We start from the raw sequence: 22,859 nt of genomic DNA, 5'->3' as shown, positions 1-22,859 counted from the left end.
CGAAGACCACGCCATAATGACCCAGCCCCTCGTCCAGAATGTCAGCTTGCCCGCCGCCGCAGAGGCGCCGTGGTGGAAGGGCGCGGCGATCTATCAGATCTATCCGCGCAGCTTTGCCGATTCGAACGGCGACGGGATCGGCGACCTCGCCGGCATCACCGCGCGGCTCGACTATGTCGCCGCGCTCGGCGTCGATGCGATCTGGCTGTCGCCCTTCTACCCCTCGCCGATGGACGATTTCGGTTATGACATCGCCGATTATGAGGGCGTCGACCCGATTTTCGGCACGCTCGCCGATTTCGACGCGCTGATCCAGCGCGCGCATGCGCTGGGGCTGAAGGTCACGACCGACCTTGTGTTCGCCCACACATCCGATCGTCACGCCTGGTTCGCCGAAAGCCGCGCGAGCAAGGACAATGACAAGGCCGACTGGTATGTCTGGGCCGATGCGAAGCCCGACGGGTCGCCGCCGACCAACTGGCAGTCGGTGTTCGGCGGCCCGGCGTGGACGTGGGACGCGCGGCGCGGCCAATATTATATGCATAATTTCCTGGGCTCGCAGCCGCAGCTCAACGTCCATAACCCGGAGGTGCAGGACGCGCTGCTCGGCGTTGTGCGTTTCTGGCTCGACCGCGGCGTCGATGGCTTTCGCATCGATGCGATCAACTTCTCGATGCACGACCCCGAGTTTCGCGACAATCCGCCCGCGCCGCCGTCGAACAAGGTCCGCACCCGTCCGTTCGATTTCCAGCAGAAAATCCATAACCAGTCGCACCCCGACATCCCGCTCTTCCTCGAACGAATCCGCGCGCTGACCGATCAATATCCGGGCAGCTTCACCGTTGCCGAAGTCGGCGGCGACGATGCGGTGCGCGAGATGAAGCTGTTCACCGCGGGCGAGAGCCGGCTGAACAGCGCCTATGGCTTCGACTTTCTCTATGCCGACCGGCTGACGCCGCAACTGGTGCGCGAGGCGGCCGAACAATGGCCCGATGCGCCGGGGCTCGGCTGGCCGAGCTGGGCCTTTGAGAATCACGACGCGCCGCGCGCACTGTCGCGCTGGACCCCCGAAGGCGTCGATCCGGCGGCCTATGCGCGGATGAAGATGGCGCTGCTCTGCGCGCTGCGTGGCAACATCATCCTCTATAATGGCGAGGAACTGGGGCTCGATCAGGTCGAGATCCCGTTCGAGCTGGTGAAGGATCCCGAGGCGCTCAAGAACTGGCCGCTGACGTTGTCGCGCGATGGCGCGCGCACGCCGCTGCCGTGGGCGGCGGGCGAAAATCATGCGGGCTTTTCGAGCGCCGATCCGTGGTTGCCGCTCGGCTCGACGCACGGCGCGCTCGCGGTCGACCGGCAGCAGGGTGATCCCGCTTCGCTGCTCAACCTCACGCGCCATCTGATCGCGCTGCGCGCCGCGCACCCGGCGCTGCGGCTCGGCCGCGACGCGCGCTGGATTGCCGAGGGCGACCTGCTCGTGTTCGACCGGATCGCGGACGGCGAGCATATCCGCTGCATCTTCAATCTTGGCGGCGGGACGATCGATGTCGCTGGCCATGCGGCGGGCGGCGTTCCGGTCGTCGCACTGAACGGCGCCGGTCCGGCGCATCTGCCGCCGTGCGGCGCTCTCTGGCTGAAACTCGAAGGAACAAATTGATGCGTAGCCTGTTCGCCGCCCTCCCGCTGCTCGCCGTGGCAGCGGTGCCCGCCTTCGCGCAGGACACGCGGCCCGAGCAGACGGCATCGTCGCCCGACGGCGCCATCGTGCTGACGGTTTCGACCGACAATGACCAGCGGCCGACCTGGTCGCTGTCGCGGAGGGGCAAGCTGTTGATCGCGCCGTCGAAGCTCGGCTTCATCCTCGCCGACCGCATCGCCCTGCAACGCGGCTTCACGATCGAAAGCGTCGAGCGCGCGAGCGGCGACACGCGCTGGGAACAGCCGTGGGGCGAGCGCCGCTTCGTGCGCGACCGGCACAATGAGCTGCTCGTCCGCTTCCGCCAGGACAAGAGCTGGGGCGGCCATGCGATGAACGTGCGCTTCCGCCTGTTCGACGACGGCATCGGCTTCCGTTACGAACTGCCCGAACAGGCGGGCCTCCCGACCGCGAAGATCGTCGACGAAATCACCGAATTCGACATCGCGCCCAAAGGTACCGCGTGGTGGATCACCGGCGGCGAGTGGAACCGCTACGAGCAAATCTATCAAAAAACGCCGATAGACGCGGTCGCGACGGCACACACGCCGATCACGATGCGCCTCGACGACGGCACGCACCTCGCGTTCCACGAAGCCGCCCTCGTCGACTATGCCGGCATGTGGTTCAAGCGCGCCGAGGGACAAAAGTTCCGCGCGACGCTGTCGCCATCCTCGAAGGGCGCGCGCGTCATCCGCGACCTGCCGTTCGCGACGCCGTGGCGCACGATCCGCATCGCCGACAATGCGGCGGGGCTGGTCGAAAGCGACCTCGAACTCAACCTCAACGAACCGAACAAGCTCGGCGATGTCAGCTGGTTCAAGCCGATGAAATATATCGGCATCTGGTGGGGGATGATCCGCGGCGACTGGAGCTGGGCCGAGGGGCCCAAGCATGGCGCGACGACCGAGCGGACGAAGCAATATATCGACTTCGCGGCGAAGCACGGCTTTGGCGGCGTATTGGTCGAAGGGTGGAACAAGGGCTGGAACGGCAACTGGTTCGGCCATGGCGACGAGTTCAGCTTTACCGAGGCGACCCCCGATTTCGACCTGAAGGCGGTGACCGACTATGCGCGCAAAAAGGGCGTGCAGCTGATCGGCCACCATGAAACCGGCGGCAATATCGCGGTCTATGAGGCGCAGCTCGACGATGCGATGAAGCTCTATGGCCAGCTCGGCGTCGGGACGGTGAAGACCGGTTATGTCGCCGACGCTGGCGGGATCATCGCGCCGGGTGCCACGCCCGGGGCCACCGCGATGGAATGGCACGACGGCCAGCGTCAGGTGCAGCATCATCTCAAGGTGGTCGAGACAGCGGCGAAATATCATGTTGCGGTCAATCCGCACGAACCGATCAAGGATACGGGCCTGCGTCGTACCTATCCCAATTGGGTCGCCCGTGAAGGGGCGCGCGGCATGGAGTATAACGCGTGGGGCGCCTTCGCGAACGGCCCGGACCATGAACCGACGCTCGTCTATACGCGCATGCTGTCGGGGCCAATGGACTTCACCCCCGGCGTGCTGAGCCTCGAGGGCGCGAACAAGGCGCCGCTCGCCTCGACGCTGGCAAAGCAGCTCGGGCTTTACCTCGCCATCTATTCGCCGATCCAGATGGCGGCCGATTTCGTCGAGAATCTGGAAGCGCATCCGCGCGAGCTGGAGTTCATCAAGGCGGTCCCCGCCGACTGGTCCGAAAGCCGCCTGATCGCGGGCGAAGTTGGCGATTATGCGATCTTCGCGCGCAAGGACCGCCGCAGCGCCGACTGGTATGTCGGCGGGGTCAACGACGCAACCGAACGCACGCTGACGCTGCGCTTCGATTTCCTCGAACCGGGGAAAACCTATACCGCCACGATCTGGAAGGATGGCGAGGGCGCCACCTATCTGACCGACGCGCGGCACCGCATCGCCTATGACAGAATCAAGGTGAAGAAGGGCGACAGCTACAAGCTCTGGCTCGCACCGGGCGGGGGCGTCGCGATGCGGCTTTCACGGGACTGATGAAGGCGTCGCACGGTCAGGCAGCGGCGCACAGCGGCAGGATACAAACTCGGATAAATTCACAAACTTAGAGCCGTGTAGGACACTATTGGAGGCGATCATCAGCTCCGATAGTCGGCGTTGATGCTGATATATCCGTGGGTGAGATCGCACGTCCAAACGGTCGCGCGGCCTTCGCCGAGCCCCAGGTCGGCGCCGACGCGGATGTTTTGACCTTTGAGGTGCGCCGCAACCGGCGCTTCGTCATAGCCATCGACGGGTAGCCCGTCCTTCGCCACCCAATGATCGCCGAAGCGGATTGCGAGACGGTCGCGGTCGGCGGGTTCGCCCGCCTTGCCCACCGCCATCACTACGCGGCCCCAGTTCGCGTCCTCACCCGCGATCGCGGTCTTGACCAGCGGCGAATTGGCAATCGCGAGCGCGACGCGCTTGGCACTGACATCGCTGATGGCGCCGGTCACCTGTATCTCGATGAACTTCGACGCGCCTTCGCCGTCGCGCACGACCTGTTGTGCAAGGTCGAGCGCGACCTCGCGGATCGCGGCATAGAGCGCGTCGGCGCCCGGATCGTCGCGCGTGGTTAGCACGGCGTTGCCCGCTTGCCCGGTCGCGAAGAGCAGCACCGTGTCGCTGGTCGAGGTGTCGCTGTCGACGGTGATGCTGTTGAAGCTACCGCCGGTCGCCTCGCTGAGCATCGCCTGCAACAGCGCGGGAGCGACCGCGGCGTCGGTGAAGATATAGCCGAGCATCGTCGCCATGTCGGGCGCGATCATGCCCGATCCCTTGACGATGCCCGCGACATGGACGGACGTGCCACCGACGATCGCGCTCGCGCCCGAGCCCTTGGCGAAGGTGTCGGTGGTGCCGATGGTGTCGGCGGCGGCTTCCCACGAGCAGGGCTCGGCGGTGAGCGCGGCCTCGACCCCGGCGCGCGCCTTGTCCTTGGGCAAGGGCACGCCGATGACGCCGGTCGAGCTGACGAAGACTTCGCTCGGCTCGCAACCGATATGCCCCGCGACCTGTTCCATGATCTGCTCGACCGCTTCGCGCCCGCGATAGCCGGTGAAGGCGTTGCTGTTGCCCGCGTTGACGATCAGCGCGCGGCCGGTGCCGCCCTTGACCTGTTCGCGGCCGAGCTCGACTTCGGACGAGCAGCACACATTGCGCGTGAACACCCCCGCGACGGTGGTGCCGGGGGTTAGCTCGACATAGGTGAGGTCGCAGCGGTCCCAATTCTTGTACTGCGCGCGCGCGACGCGGCGCGTGACCCCGGCGATGTCGGGGAGGGCCGGGAATGAGTCGGGGGCGAGCGGCGAGCGGGTGGTCATGGGGACGCGCTTAATCGCAGTTCGCCCAAAGCAAAACCCCTCCCGTAAACGGGAGGGGCAGTGAGACTTGCGAGCTTGCTCATTAGTCGCAGCGGGGTGGGCATGGCGACGTTGCTGGCCCACCTCCGACCCCTCCCGCAAGCGGGAGGGGGGAAGATCAGCCCGGAATGCCGCTGATCGACTTCACTTCCATGAAATCCTTGAGGCCGAACAGACCGCCTTCGCGGCCGTTGCCCGACGCCTTGTAGCCACCGAACGCCGCGCCCGGGCCGGGGCCCCACGCGTTGACCGCGACCATGCCGGCGCGCAGCTTCGGCGCCAGGCCGGCGGCCTTCGCCGGATCGCCCGAGATCACCGCCGACAGGCCATATTCGGTGTCATTGGCGATATCGACCGCTTCGTCGAGGTCGCCATAGGCCATGATCGTCGCGACCGGGCCGAAGATTTCCTCGTTGGCGATCCGCATGTCGCGCGTGACGCCCGAGAACACCGTCGGCTTGATGTAATAGCCGCGGTTGACGTTGCTCGGCAGGCCGGTGCCGCCCGTCTCCAGCGTCGCACCTTCGTCGATCGCCGACTGGATCAGGCCCTGGATCTTGTCGAACTGCGCCTTGTTGACGACGGGGCCGATGTGGCCACCCTCGGCCTGCGGATCGCCGACCGAAGTGCCGTCGAACATCGCCTTGATGAAGCCGGCCGCCTCGGCCTCGCGGTCCTTCTGGACAAGGATCCGCGTCGGGGCGATGCAGCTCTGACCGGTGTTGACGAGCACGCCCTGCACCGTCGGCGGCAGCACGGCGGCGAAATCGGCGTCGGGCAGGACGATGTTCGGCGACTTGCCGCCGAGTTCCTGATGGACGCGCTTCACCGTGTCGGCCGCCGCCTTGGCGACGAGGATGCCCGCGCGGGTCGATCCGGTGAAGCTCACCATTTCGATGCCGGGGTGCGCGCTGATCGCGTTGCCGACGGTCGGGCCGTCGCCCTGGACGAGGTTGAAGACGCCCGGCGGCACGCCCGCGGCGTCGAGGATCTCGGCAAAGATCGTCGCGTTGCCGGGGCATTCTTCCGACGGTTTCAGCACCATCGTGTTGCCGCCGGCAAGCGCGGGGGCGACCTTCAACGCGATCTGGTTGAGCGGCCAGTTCCACGGCGTGATCATGCCGACGACGCCGATCGGTTCATAGGCGAGGATCCCGGCCGGATATTTCTCGGTGAAGCTGAAATCCTTCAAGGCCGCGATGGTGCCGAGGAAGCCGCCGATGCCCGCGCCGACCTGCGCGGTGCCCGCGAAGCTGACCGGCGCGCCCATTTCACTCGCCATCGACTTGGCGAGGTCGGGTGCGCGCTTCTTATATTCCTCGACGATGCGGTTCAGCAGGTCGAGCCGTTCCTCGCGCGTCGTCTGCGACCAGCTCTTCAGCGCTTCGCGCGCCGCGGCGACGGCATCGTCGACGTCGGCGGCGGTGCCGAGGACGATCGTCGAGGCCGCTTCTTCAGTCGCCGGGTTGATGACGTCGTGCGGCTTGCCGCCCTTGCTGTCGACCCAGCGGCCGCCGATGTAATTCTGTTTGAGGTGCGTTTCGGTGCTCATGTCCTGTCTCCCATCGGCGGTGAATCCGTCTCGGATTGCTACCTAATCACTGTGGCGGATGAATCAAGCAAAGGCCAACTGCCAATTGCGGCAGGTCAGCGTTTTTCAGCAGAAAGGCGTGACATCAGGATGGCAGCGCGCGTCGCTTGGCGCGCGATGCTGGGGATGTCGACGGCTTCGCCCGGGGCATGGTCGCCGGTGCTGTACGGCCCGAGTCCCGCGAGCCCGTCGACATCGGCGGCGACGAAGCTGATGTCGCCCGCGCCGCGCTTCAGCGGATCGAGCGGCGCCATTTCGGCGAGCCCGAGGTCGCGGTTCACGCCGTTGAGTTTCGCGAGCAAGGCGCGGTTGCCGTCGGTCGGCGCCATCGAGGGATAGCCGCCCGGATCGAAGGCGATCTTGGCATCGGTGCCGGGGGCATGTTCGGCGACGATCGCCGTCATCTTCGCCTTCACGCGCGCGATCTGTTCGGGCGACAGCGCACGCAGGTCGCCGCGCGCGACCGCTACGGGTGCGATGATGTTGGTCTTGCCGGTCACCGTCGCGCGAATGCCGCCCGCGTCGAGATCGGCCTGCTGCCCGCCCGCGATCAGCCCGACGTTGAAGGTCAGGTTCGGCTCGGGCAGCTCGGTGCGGAAACGGTGGACGATGCGCGTGAGCTCATAGATCGCGCCGTCGCCTGCCGCGGCGCTGAAGATGCCCGAGCTGTGCGCGCTCTTGCCCGTCGCGGTCACCGTCCAGCTATCCGACGAGCGCCGCGCGACCGATCCCATGTCGGCACCATTATCCCGCACGAGCCCCTCGAAATCGAGCGCGACGTCGCTGCGCTTGCCCGCGGCGATCAGGTCGGCGCGCGCCTTCTCGATCGGGGTGCCCGAATCTTCTTCGTCGCCGGTCATGTGGATTTCGATATTGGCATCCTTCAGCGTCCCGGCCGCCTGCATCGCGCGCAGCGCCGCGACGATGACGACCATCCCGCCCTTGTCGTCGCCCGCGCCGGGGCCTTGGCCCATATCGCCTTTGCGGACGAACTTCTGGAAGGGCGAGTCGGGTTCGAAGACCGTGTCGAGATGCGCGATCAGCAGCAGCCGCTTGGCATCGGGTTTGCCGACATGCGTCGCGATCAGATGGCCCGCACGGCCGGTGTCGCGCATCGGCTTCCATTCGACCTTGAAACCGAGCGGTTCGAGTTCGGCGCGCATCATTTGCCCGACCTTCTCGACGCCTTCGAGATTGAGCGAGCCGCTGTTCTGATTGACGAGCTTTTCGAGCAGCGCGAGGTTGCGGCCCTGTTCCGCTGTGACCGTCTTTGCCATCGCGCTTTCGGCCTTGCCGAGCTTCGCCTGAGCCGTCGGGGCGAGCGCGAGTTGAAAGGCGATGAGGGCGGCAAAGGGCAGTGATTTCATGGGGGACTCCGGCCCGTGCGTTACAAGTCGTCGCCCCCGCGAAGGCGGGGGCCGCTGGAGACGTGGCTCAAGGCCGATAGCGGCCCCCGCCTTCGCGGGGGGCGACGGGATGGTTTGTGCCTCGCTTGCGACCCGGGCGCAAGCGCTCAGCCGGGATAGGGTGCCTGCTTGAGCAATCTTGCAAGATGCGCCGCGTTGGCGGCGACCATCTTCGCGGTTTCGGTGACCTTGCGCGGGCGATGCTCGAGGTCCTTGAAGTCGGTCGATCCCATCGCCTCGCCGACCCAATAGCAGGCGGCGACCGCGGGGATCGTCCAGCCGACATCGTTCAGCGCCTGGAAGATTTGCGCCGAGACATTGTGCGCGCCATCCTCGTTGCCGACAATCGCCGCGACCGCGACCTTCGAATAGCTCGGCATCCGGCCCGCATCGTCGGTCTCGCTCAGAAACGCGTCCATGCGCTCCATCACGAGCTTTGCGACGCTCGACGCCTGCCCCATCCAGATCGGGGTGCCGAAGATCAAGATATCGGCGGCAAGGATCTGCTCGCGAATTTTCGGCCAGTCGTCGTCTGGCCCCTGGTTTGAGGTCACGCCCCATTTGACGTTGTGCGCGGCGATCCGGATCGGGTCGGCGACCGTCACGTCCAGCGCGGCGAAATGTTCGGCGAGCACCGCGATCATTGCGTCGGTCGAACTGGCTCGGCCCTTGGCCGAAAGCGAGCAGTTGATGGCGGCGGCAGTCAGGGGAGCAGGCATGTCATTTCCTTGCGGGCTGGCACCCCCCGCAAGGAAATAGCCGGGAACCCGCTCAGGTTCCGGGGCGGACCATGAAAATATCGCCGCCGATGCTGATGAGGAAGAGGTTGCCCGCGCTGTCCTCGCCGAACGAGGCGATCGAATTCAGCGTCCCGGCGTCGGGTGCAAAATCCTCGTTCCGCCGCGCGAAGCGCGAGGAGGCGAGCGTCTGGCCGGGGACGAGGCTGGCGAAAGGCACCGACCAGATATTGCCCGAGACGAAATCGGCGAAGACATATTGACCCTGCAAGGACGTCACCGGGCCGCGATAGACATAGCCGCCGGTGATCGAATTGCCCTGCCGCGGACCGCTGCCATGGCCATATTCGGCGACCGGGTCGGTGAGCCCGCCGGGTGCCGTGCCGGTGAAAGGCTGGGTCCCTTCCTTGAAGCGCCAGCCGAAGTTCAGCCCCGGCGCGGTGGTCGTCACCAGGTCGATTTCTTCGACCGCGCCTTGCCCAACGTCGCCGATGATCAGCGCCGAGCCCGAGAAGGAGGTACGGAACGGATTGCGGAGGCCAAGTGCATAGACGTACGGATCGCCACCCCCGCCGATATAGGGGTTGCCGGGCGCCGGGGTGAAAAAGGTCGGCGACGCACCCGCATAGGGATCTTCGACGACCCTGATCCGCAATATCTTGCCGAGCCGTGAATTGGGGTTCTGGGCATTGTTGCCGGGATCGCCCGCGCCGCCGCCGTCGCCCACCCCGACATAGAGAAAACCGTCGGGACCGAAGACCATCGAACCGCCATTATGATTATTCGCACCGGGATGCGGTATCGTGAGTCTCGCCAATATTTGCGGTGTTCCGGAGAGGGTTCCATATTCGCGAATCTCGATATCGCCCGCGGCATTGGTGCAATAGATCATGAAGCGATCGGAATTCGCCGGATTCGGTAGCAGCGCCATGCTCAGCAATCCGCGCTCTCCGTCGATCGAGAGATCGCCGACCGTGAAGCGCAATGTCTTCACGCCGGTCGAGGGATTCAGGCGATAGACCCTGCCGGCCTTTTCCAGCACATAGACGTCGCTGCTGCCCGGAATGCCGAGAACATAGGTTGGCTGGCTGAAACCGGTGCCGACGCGCGCGACAGCGATGCCCTCGCGGCTGTTGGTGACGGTGATGTTGACCGTTTGCGTCGCACTGGCGCTGGCGTCGCTGACGCGGAGCTGGACCGTATAGACATTGTCGCCATTGGCATCGCCGGGCAGGTCGTAATCGGGCGCGCTGTTGAAGCGCAGTGCGCCGGCGGCCGTGATCGAAAACAGCGCCGCGTCAGCGCCGCCGTCGATCGCAAAGGTCAGCGCGTCGCCGTTGGGATCGCTCGCGGTCGCCTGATAGGCGGCGGCGGTGTTTTCGGTCACGCTGGCGGTCTGGAGCGAGGTGAAAGTCGGCGGGACGTTCGCAGCAGGCGGGGTGCCGCCGCCGCCACTTCCGCCGCCGCCGCACGAGGCCAGGATCAAGGGGGTGAGGGCAGCAAGGACGCGCATCCGCATGGCAAATAGCCTTTTCGCGATTGAGCCCACCCAAAATGCAACCTGCCATTCGCCGGCGGCGACCGCAAGTCCGCCGGTTTTCAATGTTGTTGGAACGCTGCCGCCTCAGGCGGGTTCTTTGACCTCTTCGAAATCGTCGAGCTTGTCGAGCGCGTCGCGGGCGATCTTCTGCAGCGCGGAGCGGTTGACCATAAGTCCTTTCGACCCATGTCCCGTCAGATCGTCGATCGTGAAGGCGACCTTGGTGCGATCGGGCGCCATTTCGTCGAACGTGAATTTCAGCCCCGTCGTCAGCGCCCCGTCGTCGACGCTGTAGATCAGATGCGCTTCGCGCGGGATTTCCATCGCGACCGCAATTTTTACCTTATACGCATCGGGCCGCTCGTCGGGCACCATTTGTTCGAACCCGGGCTCGCCCTTTTGCACGACAAGTTCGTAGAGGCGCGTCGACCCGCCGTTGGTGACGAGCGGCAGGCCGGTGAAGGCGCTGTCGTTGCCGAACATCTTGGCGAACACCTGTTCGCGCGGCGCCGCGACGGTCCGCGTCTGGTTCACCAGTTCGGCCATCTTGCCGCAGCCGGTCGCCAGCAGCATCGCGGCAATCGGAATTATCATGCGAAACATCGAGCATTTCCCCCGGAAAAGACAGGCCTCCTCTTAGCACGCACGGCTTACCAAAGCGTAATCGCGAAGGATTGAGGGCTGTAAAGAATGTTTGACAGCCCAGCTGGTGTTATGTAAAGAACTCTTTACAGGAGGGGCGTCGGCTGTTGGAAAATCGGGTTCGCGAATATCGGGAGAAGGCGGCGTGGAGCCAGGGCGAACTGGCCCGCCGGCTCGGCGTGTCGCGTCAGACGATCAATGCGGTCGAAACCGACAAATACGACCCCAGCCTGCCGCTTGCGCTTCGCATGGCCCGCCTGTTCGGGCTCGAGGTGCGCGAACTGTTTATCGATCATTGGACACCGGAGATTGAAGGATGAACAGCATGACCGAGAACCAGCCCGCAACGTGGAAACGATCGGCGATGCGGATGCTGGGTGGTGCATTCATGGGCGGCGCCGCGATGGCGGCCCTGCTGGCCGCTGCAGGATCGGACCTGCTCGATGCGATGGGGCCCTCGCGCCTCGCGCTGGGCGCCGTGGGCGTCGTCTATGCGCTGATGGCCGCGCTCGTCGGCTTCGGCCTCGCAGCACCGCGAGCCGGCGCGGCCATGCTGAATGTCGGCGACGCCGACGAACTGCGCGACGAACGGCGGGGTATGATCCGATCGACCGTGACGATGGCGGCGATCGGCTTGGTGCTCGTCTTGCTGGCGCTGGCGCGCGGCCCCGGTTTCGCTGCTGGACCTGTCCCGCCCGGCGTCGCCATGGGTTTGTTGCTGATTGCCTTCTCCGGCGGCGCGATTGCATCGTGGCGCTGGCGGAACGATTTCGACGAACTCAACCATCAACTGGGGCTCGAAGGCTGTTTCTGGGCGTTTTGCCTCAGCTGGGCGCTGCTCACTATGTGGGCGGCCGCCGATTTTCTCGGCTGGGGCGTAACGCTGACCCCGATCGACGTCGTCTCGACGCTCGCAGCGATGATGCTCCTTGGCGCCTTCGTCGCGATCGGGCGGCGCGGTATGATGACGCGCTGATACGAAAAAGGGCGCCCGGTTCCCCCGAACCGGACGCCCTCCCTTAGGCGGTCTGACCCTGTTGGATCAGGCGCTGTAGTACATATCGAACTCGACCGGGCTCGGGGTCTGTTCGAAACGATAGACTTCGTCCCACTTCAGCTCGACATAGGCTTCGATCTGATCCTTCGAGAACACGTCGCCCTTGAGCAGGAAGTCGTGGTCGGCGAGCAGGCTGTCGAGCGCTTCGCGCAAGGACGCGCAGACGGTCGGGACTTCGCTCAGTTCCTCGGGCGGCAGGTCGTACAGATTCTTGTCCATCGGGTCGCCCGGGTGGATCTTGTTCTGGATGCCGTCGAGGCCCGCCATCAGCAGCGCCGAATAGCAGAGATAGGGGTTCGCCATCGCGTCGGGGAAACGGAACTCGACGCGCTTCGACTTGGCGCCCGCGCCGTACGGGATGCGGCACGAGGCCGAACGGTTGCGGCTCGAATAAGCGAGCAGCACCGGCGCTTCGAAGCCGGGGACGAGGCGCTTGTAGCTGTTCGTCGTCGGGTTGGTGAAGGCGTTCAATGCCTTGGCATGCTTGACGACGCCGCCGATGAAATAGAGGCACATGTCCGAAAGGCCGGCATAGCCGTTGCCGGCGAAGAGCGGCTTGCCCTTTTCCCAGATCGAGATGTGGGTGTGCATGCCGCTGCCGTTATCGTCCTTGATCGGCTTCGGCATGAAGGTCGCGGTCTTGCCGTAAGCATGCGCGACCTGGTGCACGACATATTTGTAGATCTGCATGCGGTCGGCGGTTTCGGTCAGCGTGCCGAAGGTCAGGCCAAGCTCGTGCTGCGCCGCGGCGACTTCATGGTGATGCTTGTCGCACGGCAGGCCGAGTTCGAGCATGGTCGAGACCATTTCGGCGCGGATGTCGACGGCGCTGTCGACCGGCGCGACGGGGAAATAACCGCCCTTGGCGCGCGGACGGTGCGCGAGGTTGCCGCCCTCATAGCTGCGGCCGGTGTTCGTCGGCAGTTCGATATCGTCGATCTCGAAGCCCGACTTGTTATAGCCGGTTTCGAAACGCACGTCGTCGAACATGAAGAATTCGGCTTCGGGGCCGACATAGACGGTGTCGCCGATGCCGGTCGAGGCGACATAGGCCTCGGCGCGCTTCGCGGTCGTGCGCGGGTCGCGGGCATAGCCTTCGCCGGTCGACGGCTCGACGATGTCGCAGAAGATCACAAGCATCGGGGTGGCCGAGAAGGGATCGTCATAGACGGCGTCGAGATCGGGCTTCAGGATCATGTCCGACTCGTTGATCGCCTTCCAGCCTTCGATCGACGAGCCGTCGAACATCAGGCCGTCTTCGAGTTCGTCCTCGCCGAGGACCGAGGCGACCATCGTCAAATGCTGCCACTTGCCCTTGGGGTCGGTGAAGCGCAGGTCGACCCACTCGATGTCGTTTTCCTTGATCCGCGCGATGATATCCTTGGGCTTCGTAGCCATCGTCTATGCTTCCTTCTTGCGAAATGGTCCGGCGTGCCGGGGATTGTTGAGGGTATGAAAAATGCGAAAGATTAAAGCGCGTCCTCGTTGCGTTCGCCGGTGCGGATGCGGAGCGCCGTCTCGACCGGAATGACGAAGATCTTGCCGTCGCCGATGCGGCCGGTCTGCGCGGCGGCGGCGATCGCCTCCACCACACGGTCGGCCATCGAGTCCTCGACGATGACCTCCAGCTTCACCTTGGGCAGAAAGTCGACCACATATTCGGCGCCGCGATACAGCTCGGTGTGACCCTTCTGCCGGCCGAAACCCTTGGCCTCGGTGACGGTGATGCCGCTGACACCCACTTCGTGCAGCGCTTCCTTCACTTCGTCGAGCTTGAACGGCTTGATGATCGCCTCAATCTTCTTCACGCTTTTCGTCCCCCTTTGGGCTGGCCGCCGCTCCTTGCGCGTCAAGCCGGATCAGGCGTGCCTGGTCCGGTCTGCCGTCGAGTCGGTGCGATGTCCCGCCATCTTGCACCAATCAAAAGCCGTGCCAATTGGCGAATCGCGGGGTTCTGGTAAGAAATTTGAAACGAAAGAACGCCGCTGCCCAAGGGGTGGGCAACGGCGTTCTTTGACTGCCCAATTTTTGAGCAGTCAGCGTCCCATCGGGGCCGAGGCGTCGGCGAGATTGGCCTTGGTCCAGTTCGACCGGTCGATGACATAGGCGCGTAGCGCTTCGGCGTCGGCGGGCGTGAGCACCCGCGCGAAGCTCACCATGCCGCGGTCCTTGAGCGCTCCGTCGATGATCACCGACTTCCACGCATCGGCGTTGGTGAGCGTGCCCGAGACGCGCAAATCAGGGGTGAAGCCGTTGCCGATCGCGCTGTCGCCGTGACAGACGATGCAATAGCGCCCGAAATGCGCCTTGCCCGCCGCAACCTGCGCGGGCGTGCCGAACTGCGGCGGCGGGTTCCACGCGAGCGCTGCCGCGGCGGGCGGCGCGGGCAGCTTCACCGTGCCGCCGATCTTCATCACGACGAGACGCGGGATATTGGGGACCTTGCGCGTCACGCCGCCCGCAACCCCGGCGACGAGCGGGAAGGCGCCGCCCTTGCTCGTCTGGAAGGCAACATATTGGACGCCGCCGGCGCGGAAGGTCGAGGGCGCGCTGACGATCCCTGACTGCATGTCGAGATCGAGCAATTGCCTGCCGGTGTCGGCGGCATAGGCGCGGAAGCGGCCGGTGCTCGTGCCCTGGAAGACGAGGTTGCCCGCGGTCGTCATCGTGCCGCCGTTCCACGCCGCGGGATGGTCGACCGCCCACGCGACCTTGCCGGTGCGCGGGTCGAAGGCGACGAGGCGACCGGTCGTGGCGGCGACCGCGGCGCGATACGCCGCCTTGTCGTCGGGCATCATCGTCGCGGTCAGCGACGAACCGATATTGAAGCCGACGACCTTGCGCTTGTCGAGTTCGGTCATGTCGGCGAGATAGCCCTGCGGGATCTGCTGCGCAGGGATGTAGACGAGGCCCGTCGCGGGATTATAGCTCATCGGGTGCCAGTTATGCGCGCCGAGCGCGCCGGGGATCGCGATGAAGGGCTTACCCGTCTTGTAGAAGCGCGCCTCAGGATTTTCGATCGGGCGGCCGGTGGCCATGTCGTAGCCCGTCGCCCAGTTGATCCCGTCGACGAAGGGCTTGGCGTCGATCAGCTTGCCGTTGTTGCGGTCGATCGTAAAGAAAAAGCCGTTTTTCGGCGCATGGTATAGCACCTTGACCGGTTTGCCGTTCACCGCCTGCTCGGCGAGGATGATCGGCTGGGTCGCGGTATAATCCCACGTTTCGGCCGGGGTTTCCTGATAGTGCCACTTATATTTGCCGGTCGTGGCATCAAGCGCGACGACCGACGAGAGGAACCAGTTGTCGCCCTCGCCATTCGAACGCGTGCCATGGTTCCAAGGATTGCCGTTGCCAACGCCGAGGTAGATCTGGTCGAGATCCTTGTCGTAAACGATCGCGTCCCACACGGTGCCGCCGCCGCCCGAGGTCTGCCACTCGCCCTTGTCGGACCAGGTCGCATTGCCCTCGCTCGCGAAAATGTCGTCCGATGCGGCGCCATCCTTCGCCTTCGTCGGATTCGGCGCGGTGTAGAAGCGCCAGCGTTCCTTGCCGGTGTCGGCGTCATAGGCGGTGACATAACCGCGTACGCCGAACTCGGCGCCGCCGTTGCCGATCAGCACCATATCCTTCACGACGCGCGGCGCGCCGGTGATCGTATAGGGTTTCGACGCGTCAAAGGTCTGCGTCGACCACAGCTCCTTGCCTGTCTTCTTGTCGAGCGCGATCAGGCGGCCGTCGAGCGCGCCGACAAACACCTTGTCGCCCCACACGGCGACGCCGCGGTTGACGACGTCGCAGCAGGCCGAAACCGCGCGCTCGCCGGGGACCTTGGGATCGAATTTCCACAAGGACTTGCCGGTCGCGGCGTCCCAGGCGGATACCTTCGACCAGGCGTGGGTGACATACATCACGCCGTCGACGACGACCGGGGTTGCTTCCTGTCCGCGCGCATCCTCGAGGTCGGCGGTCCACGCGATGCCGAGCTCGCCCACATTCTTGTCGTTGATATCGGTGAGTGGGCTGAAGCGCTGCTCGTCATAACTGTAGCCGATCGCGCCCCAGTTATCGCCGTTGCCGCCGGTTTTGAGCAGGGTCTCGCTGGCCTTTTCGGCGTCGTCGAGCGATCCGCCGCCTGAGATGCTGTCGTTCTTCGATGCGTTGCATGAAGCCAATGCCAGTGCCGCGCAGCCCAGCAGCGCGGCCGTCCAGACCCGTTTCGCCATCCCTTGCTCTCCCGTTCGACGCCTATCGTTGACGTTAACGTCAAGACTGCGCGCGAAGGCGCACGGGTGCAAGCGGGAAATGGGGGGTGGGGGAGGGGGCACCTCTTGTCCTCCCCCTCGATGGGGGAGGCAGCGAGACTTGGCAGCTTGCTGCCTAGTCGCAGCGGTGGGGGTGGGGTCTCGGCCCGCACCGAATGGCGGCGTATGGAAGCACCATCACCCTCATCCAACTCCGCCTAGCCGCTTTGCGGCAAGGCTTCGTATCCTTCTCCCATCAAGGGAGAAGGAATTATTGCCAGGGCGGCGCGTTCAGGCCCTTGGGGCTCGCGGTGAAAATCTCGCATCCGGTCTCGGTAATCCCGATGCTGTGTTCGAACTGCGCCGAAAGCGAGCGGTCGCGGGTCACTGCGGTCCAGCCGTCGGCGAGCATCTTCACCGCATATTTGCCGGTGTTGATCATCGGCTCGATCGTGAAGAACATGCCGGGGCGCAGTTCGGGGCCGGTGCCGGGGCGCCCGGCGTGGACGACTTCGGGCGCATCGTGGAACATCTGGCCGAGCCCGTGGCCGCAGAAATCGCGGACGACCGAATAGCGGTGGCGCTCGGCGTGCGTCTGGATCGCGTGCGCGACGTCGCCCATGCGGTTGCCGGGCTTCGCCTGCTCGATGCCGAGCATCAGGCATTCATAGGTGACCTCGACGAGGCGCTTCGCCTTGATCGGCACGTCGCCGACCAGATACATGCGGCTCGTGTCGCCGTGCCAGCCGTCGATGATCGTCGTCACGTCGATATTGACGATGTCGCCCTCGCGCACCGGCTTGTCGTCGGGGATGCCGTGGCACACGACATGGTTGATGCTGGTGCAGCAGCTGTGCGTGAAGCCGCGATAACCCAAGGTCGCGGGGATGCCGCCGCCGTCGAGCATCATCGTGCGAACGAGGTCGTCGATTTCTGCGGTGGTCACGCCGGGCTGGACAAAGGGAACGAGCGCGTCGAGGATTTCGGCCGACAGCCGCCCCGCCTTGCGCATGCCGGCAAAGCCCGCCTCGTCGTGCAGCTTGATCGTGCCGTCGCGAACGCGGGCAGGCGCCGATGCTTCGTCGGCGGTTACGGAGACATAGTCGTACATAAGAGCGATATAGGCGATGTGGCGCCGAATTGCGAGGGCAGTAAGCCCCTCCTGCTTGCGGGAGGGGTTTGGGGAGGGGGCTGTAGCGTCGCCAAGCCCTCCCCGCTGCGACTAGCGGGCAAGCCCGCAAGTCTCGCTGCCCCTCCCGCTAGGCGGGAGGGGAGCAGGTATTATTCGGCCGCCTTCTTCGCCTTGTCGGCTTTGGGCTTGCCCTTGCTCGCCTTGGGCGGCGCCGAGACGATTTCGAAGGCCAGCGGATTGCCGACCTTGGCGTCGTCGCCGGTCTTCATCTTCACCTTGACCTCGCCGCCATGGACGAGCTTGCCGAAGAGCAGTTCCTCGGCGAGCGGTTGCTTGATCTTTTCCTGGATCAGGCGGCCCATCGGACGCGCGCCATAGAGCTTGTCATAGCCCTTGCCGGTCAGCCATTCGCGCGCCGCATCGTCGAGCTGGATATGGACGTTGCGGTCGGCAAGCTGCAGTTCGAGTTCGAGGATGAACTTGTCGACGACGCGTGCGACCACTTCGGGCGGCAGGTAACCGAAGGGCACGATCGCATCGAGGCGGTTGCGGAATTCGGGGGTGAAGAGATTCTTCACCGCTTCCTCCTGCACATCCTCGCGGGTGAACTGGCCGAAGCCGATGCCCTCGCGCGCCATGTCGCTCGCGCCCGCATTGGTCGTCATGATCAGGATGACGTTGCGGAAGTCGACCGTCTTGCCGTGATGATCGGTCAGGCGGCCATGGTCCATGACCTGCAACAATATGTTGAACAGGTCGGGATGCGCCTTTTCGATCTCGTCGAGCAGCAGCACGCAATGCGGGTTCTGGTCGATCGCATCGGTGAGCAAGCCGCCCTGGTCGTAGCCGACATAGCCCGGGGGCGCGCCGATCAGGCGGCTGACCGAATGGCGCTCCATATATTCGGACATGTCGAAGCGCTGGAGCGGGATGCCCATGATCGACGCGAGCTGCTTCGCGACCTCGGTCTTGCCGACGCCGGTCGGGCCGCTGAACAGATAGTTGCCGATCGGCTTTTCGGGATCGCGCAGACCCGCACGGCTCAGCTTGATCGCCGACGACAGCACTTCGATCGCGGTGTTCTGACCAAAGACGACGCGCTTGAGGTCGGTCTCGAGGCTGGCGAGGGTCGCCTTGTCGTCGCTCGACACAGATTTGGGCGGGATGCGCGCCATCGTCGCGATCACGGCCTCGATCTCCTTGGCGGTGATCGTCTTCTTGCGCTTCGACGGGGCGACGAGCATCTGCATCGCGCCGACTTCGTCGATCACGTCGATCGCCTTGTCGGGCAATTTGCGGTCGTTGATGTAACGCGCCGACAGGTCGACCGCGGCGTTGATCGCATCCTGTGTGTAGCGCACCTGGTGATGCGCCTCGAACGCGCTGCGCAGTCCCGCGAGGATCTTCTTGGTGTCCTCGAGCGTCGGCTCGACCACGTCGATTTTCTGGAACCGGCGGAGCAGCGCGCGGTCCTTTTCGAAATGGTTGCGGAACTCTTTGTACGTCGTCGAGCCGATGCAGCGGATCACGCCGCCCGACAGCGCGGGCTTCAGCAGGTTCGACGCATCCATCGCGCCACCCGAAGTAGCACCCGCACCGATCACCGTGTGGATCTCGTCGATGAACAGGATCGCGTGCGGCAGGCCTTCGAGTTCGGTTACGACCTGTTTCAGCCGCTCCTCGAAATCGCCGCGGTAACGCGTGCCGGCGAGCAGCGCGCCCATGTCGAGCGAATAGATGACCGCGGGCAGCAGCACCTCGGGCACGTCGCCTTCGATGATCTTGCGCGCAAGACCCTCGGCGATCGCGGTCTTGCCGACCCCGGGATCACCGACATAGAGCGGGTTGTTCTTCGACCGGCGGCAGAGGATCTGGATCGTGCGGTCGACCTCGGCATTGCGGCCGATCAGCGGGTCGACCTTGCCGACTTTCGCCTTCTCGTTGAGGTTGACGGTGAACTGGTCGAGCGCGGTTTCCTTCTTGTTCTTGCCGCCGCTGTCCTTGTCCTTCGTCTCTTCCTTTTCCTCGGGCTCGGCCTGCGGCGAGGGCTTGCCGCCCTTGCCGACGCCGTGGCTCAGGTAGGAGACCGCGTCGAGCCGCGTCAGGTCCTGCTGCTGCAGGAAATAGACCGCATAGCTTTCGCGTTCGGAGAAGAGTGCGACGAGGACGTTGGCGCCCGTCACTTCATCCTTGCCCGACGACTGGACGTGCAGGATCGCGCGCTGGACGACGCGCTGGAATCCGCTCGTCGGCGAGGGGTCGCTGTGCCCCTCGACCTTCAGGCTGTCGAGTTCGGTATCGAGATAATGGACGACCGCCGATTGCAGGTCGTCGAGCGCGACGCCGCACGCGCGCATCACTTCGGCGGCATGATCGTCGTCGATCAGCGCGTAGAGCAGATGCTCGAGCGTCGCATATTCGTGGTGACGCTCCGAAGCGGCCTTCAGTGCGTTATGTAGTGTCTTTTCGAGGCTTTCCGAAAAGGACGGCATGGTCTTCATCTCCTTGCGGGGACCAGGCCGGGGAGAGCGGCCCCCTTAGAAATGCAACGTGGCGATGCCGCCGCCCCACCGCAAGGGAAAAGCGGATGGCTTTGTGAAATTACGATGACGGGGGTTGCGGTGTGGTTAACGGAGTGTTTGGATTCTGGCTGTCGGAGGGTTGCGTCGCCTTTGGTTCTGGAGGCGGCCGCACTGCCGGCTTGAGCATCGACCCTACATGCGTTCGGTATTTAGTTCCGCACTACCGGCCAGCAGCTTGCCGCGATTCTGGCTTTCTTCGAAGATGTGGAGGAGCGCGGCTTGTTCCTCGAGACGGTGATTTTGACCACTCTCGCTGCCACCCTGCTTCGCGGCCCGATGCGCGTCCCAATATTTGATGCTTACAGGCCCTCCCTCCCGCATCTTGGCTGCCAAACCATGCAAGGCTGCGGCGAGGTTGGCGGTTGATCGATCGCTGTTATCTGTCCCCTTGTCTTGCATTAAAGAGAGCCAGCCAATGTCTTCGGCGTCTTCGCTGGATGCGCTCGCGGCATGGAGGATAGTTTTTTCTTTATCGCTTGCTCTTTCCAGTACCGCTTCAACAAAGCCGATACCAAAGCCTACGGATCGAAACTGCTCGGTGGGCGGCGCAGCAATCAGGCTATCGTTGAGTTCGCAACTCATCGCCGCATAGTCGGTAAAGCCTGCATACCCCTGCGGCTTTCCGGGGTAGTAAGTGAACAATTTCGATGGACTAATCCTAACTTGGCGCTGCGTCGGTCCTGTCCCGCCAACGCTCCTTTTGCGGACAGTCATGAGGTCCGGTTTCAGCAAGCCAACGGCTATGCCAGCAGCTACCATGGAAAGCGCGATCCATGTGACTAGTTCCATGCGGTGTGAGCTCCCGAATTGACTAAGCTTTACCCCGGTTTAGCAGGTTTTACTTTCGTGACAGTAAAACCATGCCCATTCCTAAGGCTAAGTCGCCGTCATCCGTCGCTCGCCCTGTCCACCATATCCATGAAATCGCGCGCAGTATTGCGCTCGCCCTCATGCTTGAACGCGACGTCGAGGTCCGGCGCGACGCCGAGCATGTACATCAGCGCCCACAAAGCGAAGCGGCGGCCGGGGTTAGTCTCCAAGCCGAAGTCGACGCGCATGCGTTCGGTGCCCGCGGCGTGCGCCTCGGGGTGGATCGCCGTAAGGTCGGCGGTGCCGAAATAGCGGCGGAGCTGGTCGTCGAAATCCATGCTGTCCTTTTGGCCCGTTCGCGCCGCTTGGCAAGGTGGCGCGGCAAAATCGGGCGATCCGAAGACCCGCCCGGTTGTCTTTGCCCAAGCGCCCCGATAGGGCGGCGTCCGTGAAGACGAGCATCGAGATCGGAACCGACAGCACCGGGCAGGGCGTGCACATCAACGTCCAGGAGCTGCTGGCGACGCGGCTGCTCGTCCAGGGCAATTCGGGGTCGGGCAAGTCGCACCTCCTCCGCCGCATCCTCGAGGAAAGCGCCGAGCTGGTGCAGCAGATCGTGATCGATCCCGAGGGCGATTTCGTGACGCTCGCCGATGCGTACAGCCATGTCGTGATCAACGGCGGCGACTATAACGAGCGCGAGATCGCCGCGATGGGGGCGCGCATCCGCGAGCATCGCGCGTCGATCATCCTCAGTCTGGAATCGCTCGATATCGAGGCGCAGATGACCTGCGCCGCGGCGTTCCTCAACGCGCTGTTCGATGCGCCGCGCGAACATTGGTTTCCCGCGCTGGTCGTGGTCGACGAGGCGCAGATGTTCGCGCCGAGCGTCGCGGGCGACGTCGCCGACAATGTCCGCCGCGCGAGCCTGTCGGCGATGACGAACCTGATGTGCCGCGGGCGCAAGCGCGGGCTGGCGGGCGCGATCGCGACGCAGCGGCTCGCGAAGCTGGCGAAGAATGTCGCCGCCGAGGCGAGCAATTTCCTGATGGGGCGCACCTTCCTCGATATCGACATGGCGCGCGCCGCCGACCTGCTCGGCATGGAGCGGCGGCAGGCCGAAGCGATCCGCGACCTCGAGCGCGGCCATTTCCTCGGGCTTGGCCCGGCGATCTCGCGGCGTCCGCTCTCGGTGCGCATCGGTGCGACGCAGACCGCGACGCGGATGGGAACGCACAGCCTGATGCCGCTGCCCTCGGCTGGCGGCGAGGATATGCGATCGATGCTGTTCACCGAGATGGAGGCGCCGGTGGCGCCACGCGTCTTTGCACCCGAGCCCGAACCCGTCGCCGCGAGCGAGCTGTTGGAGCGCATCGCGGCGAGCGAGGGGCTCCACGAAGATCTCGACGCGCCGCCCGTGCTCGACATCGTCGAGGCGGCCGAGGAAGCGGGGCACAGCGACGCGGTGGTGATCGCGATGCTCGAGGAAATGCTGTCCGACCCCGACAGCGCCTTCCAGCCCGAAGCCTATCTCTACCAGGATTTTTCGGTGCGCTGCCGGATGCAGAAGCTGAAGAAGGTGCCGCTCGACCTCGCCGCCTTCCGCCGCCGCTTCGCGCTGGCAAAAGGGGGCGTGTTCGATCCGTCCGAGCCGCGCTGGCGCGAAATGCTTGCCGTCGCCGACCGGCTGCCGCACGACATGTTCGCGCCCTTCCTCCAGATCGCCCGCGCCGCGATGGACGGCGAACCCTGCCCCGACGATGACATCCTCGGCCGCGCCTATGGCAGCCGCTCGCCGGGGCGCATCCGCCGGCTGGTCGAATATATGGAAAAGCAGGGCGTCATCGTCGTGCGCGCCGATTTCGGCGGCCGGCGCTCGATCGGCATTCCCGAGTTGGGGCTGAGCACTGAGGCGGAGTAGAAGGGTCCTTTCCCTTCGTCATTCCCGCGAAGGCGGGAATCCCGCTTTCTTCTTCGTGCCTTCGCGCCTTTGTGTGAGATTTTTCAGGTTTCGCGCAAAGGCGCAAAGGCGCAAAAAGACGTAAGAGAAAAGCG

General features: G+C 64.7%; 18 protein-coding genes. 5 read left to right on the top strand and 13 right to left on the bottom strand.

Annotated elements, in window-relative coordinates:
- The first annotated feature begins 16 nt into the window (after positions 1-16).
- Together ACTJI5_RS14340 and ACTJI5_RS14335 are read left to right on the top strand one after the other, a co-directional pair.
- Entirely contained in the window at positions 17-1,657 is a 1,641-nt protein-coding gene (locus ACTJI5_RS14340; protein WP_440860798.1) for an alpha-amylase family glycosyl hydrolase, read from the top strand.
- Positions 1,657-3,699, top strand: coding sequence for a glycoside hydrolase family 97 protein (locus ACTJI5_RS14335; protein WP_440860797.1), 2,043 nt, complete (start codon positions 1,657-1,659; stop codon positions 3,697-3,699). The genes ACTJI5_RS14340 and ACTJI5_RS14335 overlap by 1 nt, the downstream gene beginning before the upstream one ends.
- A gap of 101 nt (positions 3,700-3,800) precedes the next feature.
- On the opposite strand, the gene argJ is transcribed toward ACTJI5_RS14335, so the two are convergent.
- The 6 genes from argJ to ACTJI5_RS14305 all read right to left on the bottom strand — a co-directional run bounded on the left by argJ (position 3,801) and on the right by ACTJI5_RS14305 (position 10,943).
- Entirely contained in the window at positions 3,801-5,027 is a 1,227-nt protein-coding gene (argJ, locus tag ACTJI5_RS14330; protein ID WP_440860796.1) for a bifunctional glutamate N-acetyltransferase/amino-acid acetyltransferase ArgJ, read from the bottom strand.
- A gap of 157 nt (positions 5,028-5,184) precedes the next feature.
- Positions 5,185-6,618 carry an aldehyde dehydrogenase family protein gene (locus tag ACTJI5_RS14325; protein ID WP_440860795.1) on the bottom strand — a complete coding sequence of 478 codons (1,434 nt, stop codon included), beginning with the start codon at positions 6,616-6,618 and terminating at the stop codon, positions 5,185-5,187.
- A 95-nt stretch (positions 6,619-6,713) separates the two neighbouring features.
- Positions 6,714-8,024 carry a M20/M25/M40 family metallo-hydrolase gene (locus ACTJI5_RS14320; protein ID WP_439512403.1) on the bottom strand — a complete coding sequence of 437 codons (1,311 nt, stop codon included), beginning with the start codon at positions 8,022-8,024 and terminating at the stop codon, positions 6,714-6,716.
- A gap of 146 nt (positions 8,025-8,170) precedes the next feature.
- Positions 8,171-8,782 carry a flavodoxin family protein gene (locus tag ACTJI5_RS14315; protein ID WP_439512402.1) on the bottom strand — a complete coding sequence of 204 codons (612 nt, stop codon included), beginning with the start codon at positions 8,780-8,782 and terminating at the stop codon, positions 8,171-8,173.
- A gap of 52 nt (positions 8,783-8,834) precedes the next feature.
- Positions 8,835-10,319: a PQQ-dependent sugar dehydrogenase gene (locus tag ACTJI5_RS14310; RefSeq protein ID WP_058537800.1), complete on the bottom strand. Its 1,485-nt coding sequence runs from the start codon at positions 10,317-10,319 to the stop codon at positions 8,835-8,837.
- Between the two features lie 105 nt (positions 10,320-10,424).
- Positions 10,425-10,943 (bottom strand): hypothetical protein, encoded by a 519-nt coding sequence (locus ACTJI5_RS14305; protein ID WP_440860794.1) that lies wholly within the window; start codon positions 10,941-10,943, stop codon positions 10,425-10,427.
- 146 nt (positions 10,944-11,089) lie between these two features.
- Here ACTJI5_RS14305 and ACTJI5_RS14300 point away from each other — a divergent pair, with 146 nt between their 5' ends.
- Both ACTJI5_RS14300 and ACTJI5_RS14295 read left to right on the top strand, forming a co-directional pair.
- A complete protein-coding gene (locus ACTJI5_RS14300) occupies positions 11,090-11,302 on the top strand; it encodes a helix-turn-helix transcriptional regulator (protein WP_058537802.1) in 213 nt (70 codons plus the stop codon).
- A 5-nt stretch (positions 11,303-11,307) separates the two neighbouring features.
- Entirely contained in the window at positions 11,308-11,958 is a 651-nt protein-coding gene (locus tag ACTJI5_RS14295) for a hypothetical protein (protein ID WP_440860793.1), read from the top strand.
- Between the two features lie 66 nt (positions 11,959-12,024).
- Here ACTJI5_RS14295 and glnA read toward each other — a convergent pair whose 3' ends face one another.
- The 7 genes from glnA to ACTJI5_RS14260 form a co-directional block, all read right to left on the bottom strand.
- A complete protein-coding gene (gene glnA / locus ACTJI5_RS14290) occupies positions 12,025-13,437 on the bottom strand; it encodes a type I glutamate--ammonia ligase (protein WP_056368135.1) in 1,413 nt (470 codons plus the stop codon).
- A gap of 71 nt (positions 13,438-13,508) precedes the next feature.
- Entirely contained in the window at positions 13,509-13,847 is a 339-nt protein-coding gene (locus ACTJI5_RS14285; protein ID WP_058537804.1) for a P-II family nitrogen regulator, read from the bottom strand.
- A 228-nt stretch (positions 13,848-14,075) separates the two neighbouring features.
- A complete protein-coding gene (locus ACTJI5_RS14280) occupies positions 14,076-16,262 on the bottom strand; it encodes a PQQ-dependent dehydrogenase, methanol/ethanol family (protein WP_440860792.1) in 2,187 nt (728 codons plus the stop codon).
- Positions 16,263-16,551: 289 nt separating this feature from the next.
- Positions 16,552-17,391, bottom strand: coding sequence for a type I methionyl aminopeptidase (gene map, locus ACTJI5_RS14275; protein WP_310257326.1), 840 nt, complete (start codon positions 17,389-17,391; stop codon positions 16,552-16,554).
- A gap of 170 nt (positions 17,392-17,561) precedes the next feature.
- Complete coding sequence (clpA, locus tag ACTJI5_RS14270; protein WP_440860791.1) at positions 17,562-19,904, bottom strand: ATP-dependent Clp protease ATP-binding subunit ClpA; 2,343 nt, start codon at positions 19,902-19,904, stop codon at positions 17,562-17,564.
- Positions 19,905-20,126: 222 nt separating this feature from the next.
- Positions 20,127-20,783 (bottom strand): hypothetical protein, encoded by a 657-nt coding sequence (locus tag ACTJI5_RS14265; RefSeq protein WP_440860790.1) that lies wholly within the window; start codon positions 20,781-20,783, stop codon positions 20,127-20,129.
- A 98-nt stretch (positions 20,784-20,881) separates the two neighbouring features.
- Positions 20,882-21,142 carry a hypothetical protein gene (locus ACTJI5_RS14260; protein WP_440860789.1) on the bottom strand — a complete coding sequence of 87 codons (261 nt, stop codon included), beginning with the start codon at positions 21,140-21,142 and terminating at the stop codon, positions 20,882-20,884.
- Positions 21,143-21,252: 110 nt separating this feature from the next.
- Here ACTJI5_RS14260 and ACTJI5_RS14255 point away from each other — a divergent pair, with 110 nt between their 5' ends.
- A complete protein-coding gene (locus tag ACTJI5_RS14255; protein ID WP_440860788.1) occupies positions 21,253-22,725 on the top strand; it encodes a helicase HerA domain-containing protein in 1,473 nt (490 codons plus the stop codon).
- The last annotated feature ends 134 nt before the right edge of the window (positions 22,726-22,859 follow it).

Origin of the sequence: Sphingopyxis sp. 22461 (assembly GCF_052044915.1) — a bacterium.
Classification (GTDB): domain Bacteria; phylum Pseudomonadota; class Alphaproteobacteria; order Sphingomonadales; family Sphingomonadaceae; genus Sphingopyxis.
Note: the sequence above shows the minus strand (reverse complement) of the source record. Positions and strands in the feature narration are given on the sequence as shown.

Excerpts from the sequence above, each read along its gene's own strand:
- ACTJI5_RS14340 (WP_440860798.1), top strand. The coding sequence starts at position 17 with ATGACCCAGCCCCTCGTCCAGAATGTCAGCTTGCCCGCCGCCGCAGAG.
- ACTJI5_RS14335 (WP_440860797.1), top strand. The coding sequence starts at position 1,657 with ATGCGTAGCCTGTTCGCCGCCCTCCCGCTGCTCGCCGTGGCAGCGGTG.
- argJ (WP_440860796.1), bottom strand. The coding sequence starts at position 5,027 with ATGACCACCCGCTCGCCGCTCGCCCCCGACTCATTCCCGGCCCTCCCC.
- ACTJI5_RS14325 (WP_440860795.1), bottom strand. The coding sequence starts at position 6,618 with ATGAGCACCGAAACGCACCTCAAACAGAATTACATCGGCGGCCGCTGG.
- ACTJI5_RS14320 (WP_439512403.1), bottom strand. The coding sequence starts at position 8,024 with ATGAAATCACTGCCCTTTGCCGCCCTCATCGCCTTTCAACTCGCGCTC.
- ACTJI5_RS14315 (WP_439512402.1), bottom strand. The coding sequence starts at position 8,782 with ATGCCTGCTCCCCTGACTGCCGCCGCCATCAACTGCTCGCTTTCGGCC.
- ACTJI5_RS14310 (WP_058537800.1), bottom strand. The coding sequence starts at position 10,319 with ATGCGGATGCGCGTCCTTGCTGCCCTCACCCCCTTGATCCTGGCCTCG.
- ACTJI5_RS14305 (WP_440860794.1), bottom strand. The coding sequence starts at position 10,943 with ATGTTTCGCATGATAATTCCGATTGCCGCGATGCTGCTGGCGACCGGC.
- ACTJI5_RS14295 (WP_440860793.1), top strand. The coding sequence starts at position 11,308 with ATGACCGAGAACCAGCCCGCAACGTGGAAACGATCGGCGATGCGGATG.
- glnA (WP_056368135.1), bottom strand. The coding sequence starts at position 13,437 with ATGGCTACGAAGCCCAAGGATATCATCGCGCGGATCAAGGAAAACGAC.
- ACTJI5_RS14280 (WP_440860792.1), bottom strand. The coding sequence starts at position 16,262 with ATGGCGAAACGGGTCTGGACGGCCGCGCTGCTGGGCTGCGCGGCACTG.
- map (WP_310257326.1), bottom strand. The coding sequence starts at position 17,391 with ATGTACGACTATGTCTCCGTAACCGCCGACGAAGCATCGGCGCCTGCC.
- clpA (WP_440860791.1), bottom strand. The coding sequence starts at position 19,904 with ATGCCGTCCTTTTCGGAAAGCCTCGAAAAGACACTACATAACGCACTG.
- ACTJI5_RS14265 (WP_440860790.1), bottom strand. The coding sequence starts at position 20,783 with ATGGAACTAGTCACATGGATCGCGCTTTCCATGGTAGCTGCTGGCATA.
- ACTJI5_RS14260 (WP_440860789.1), bottom strand. The coding sequence starts at position 21,142 with ATGGATTTCGACGACCAGCTCCGCCGCTATTTCGGCACCGCCGACCTT.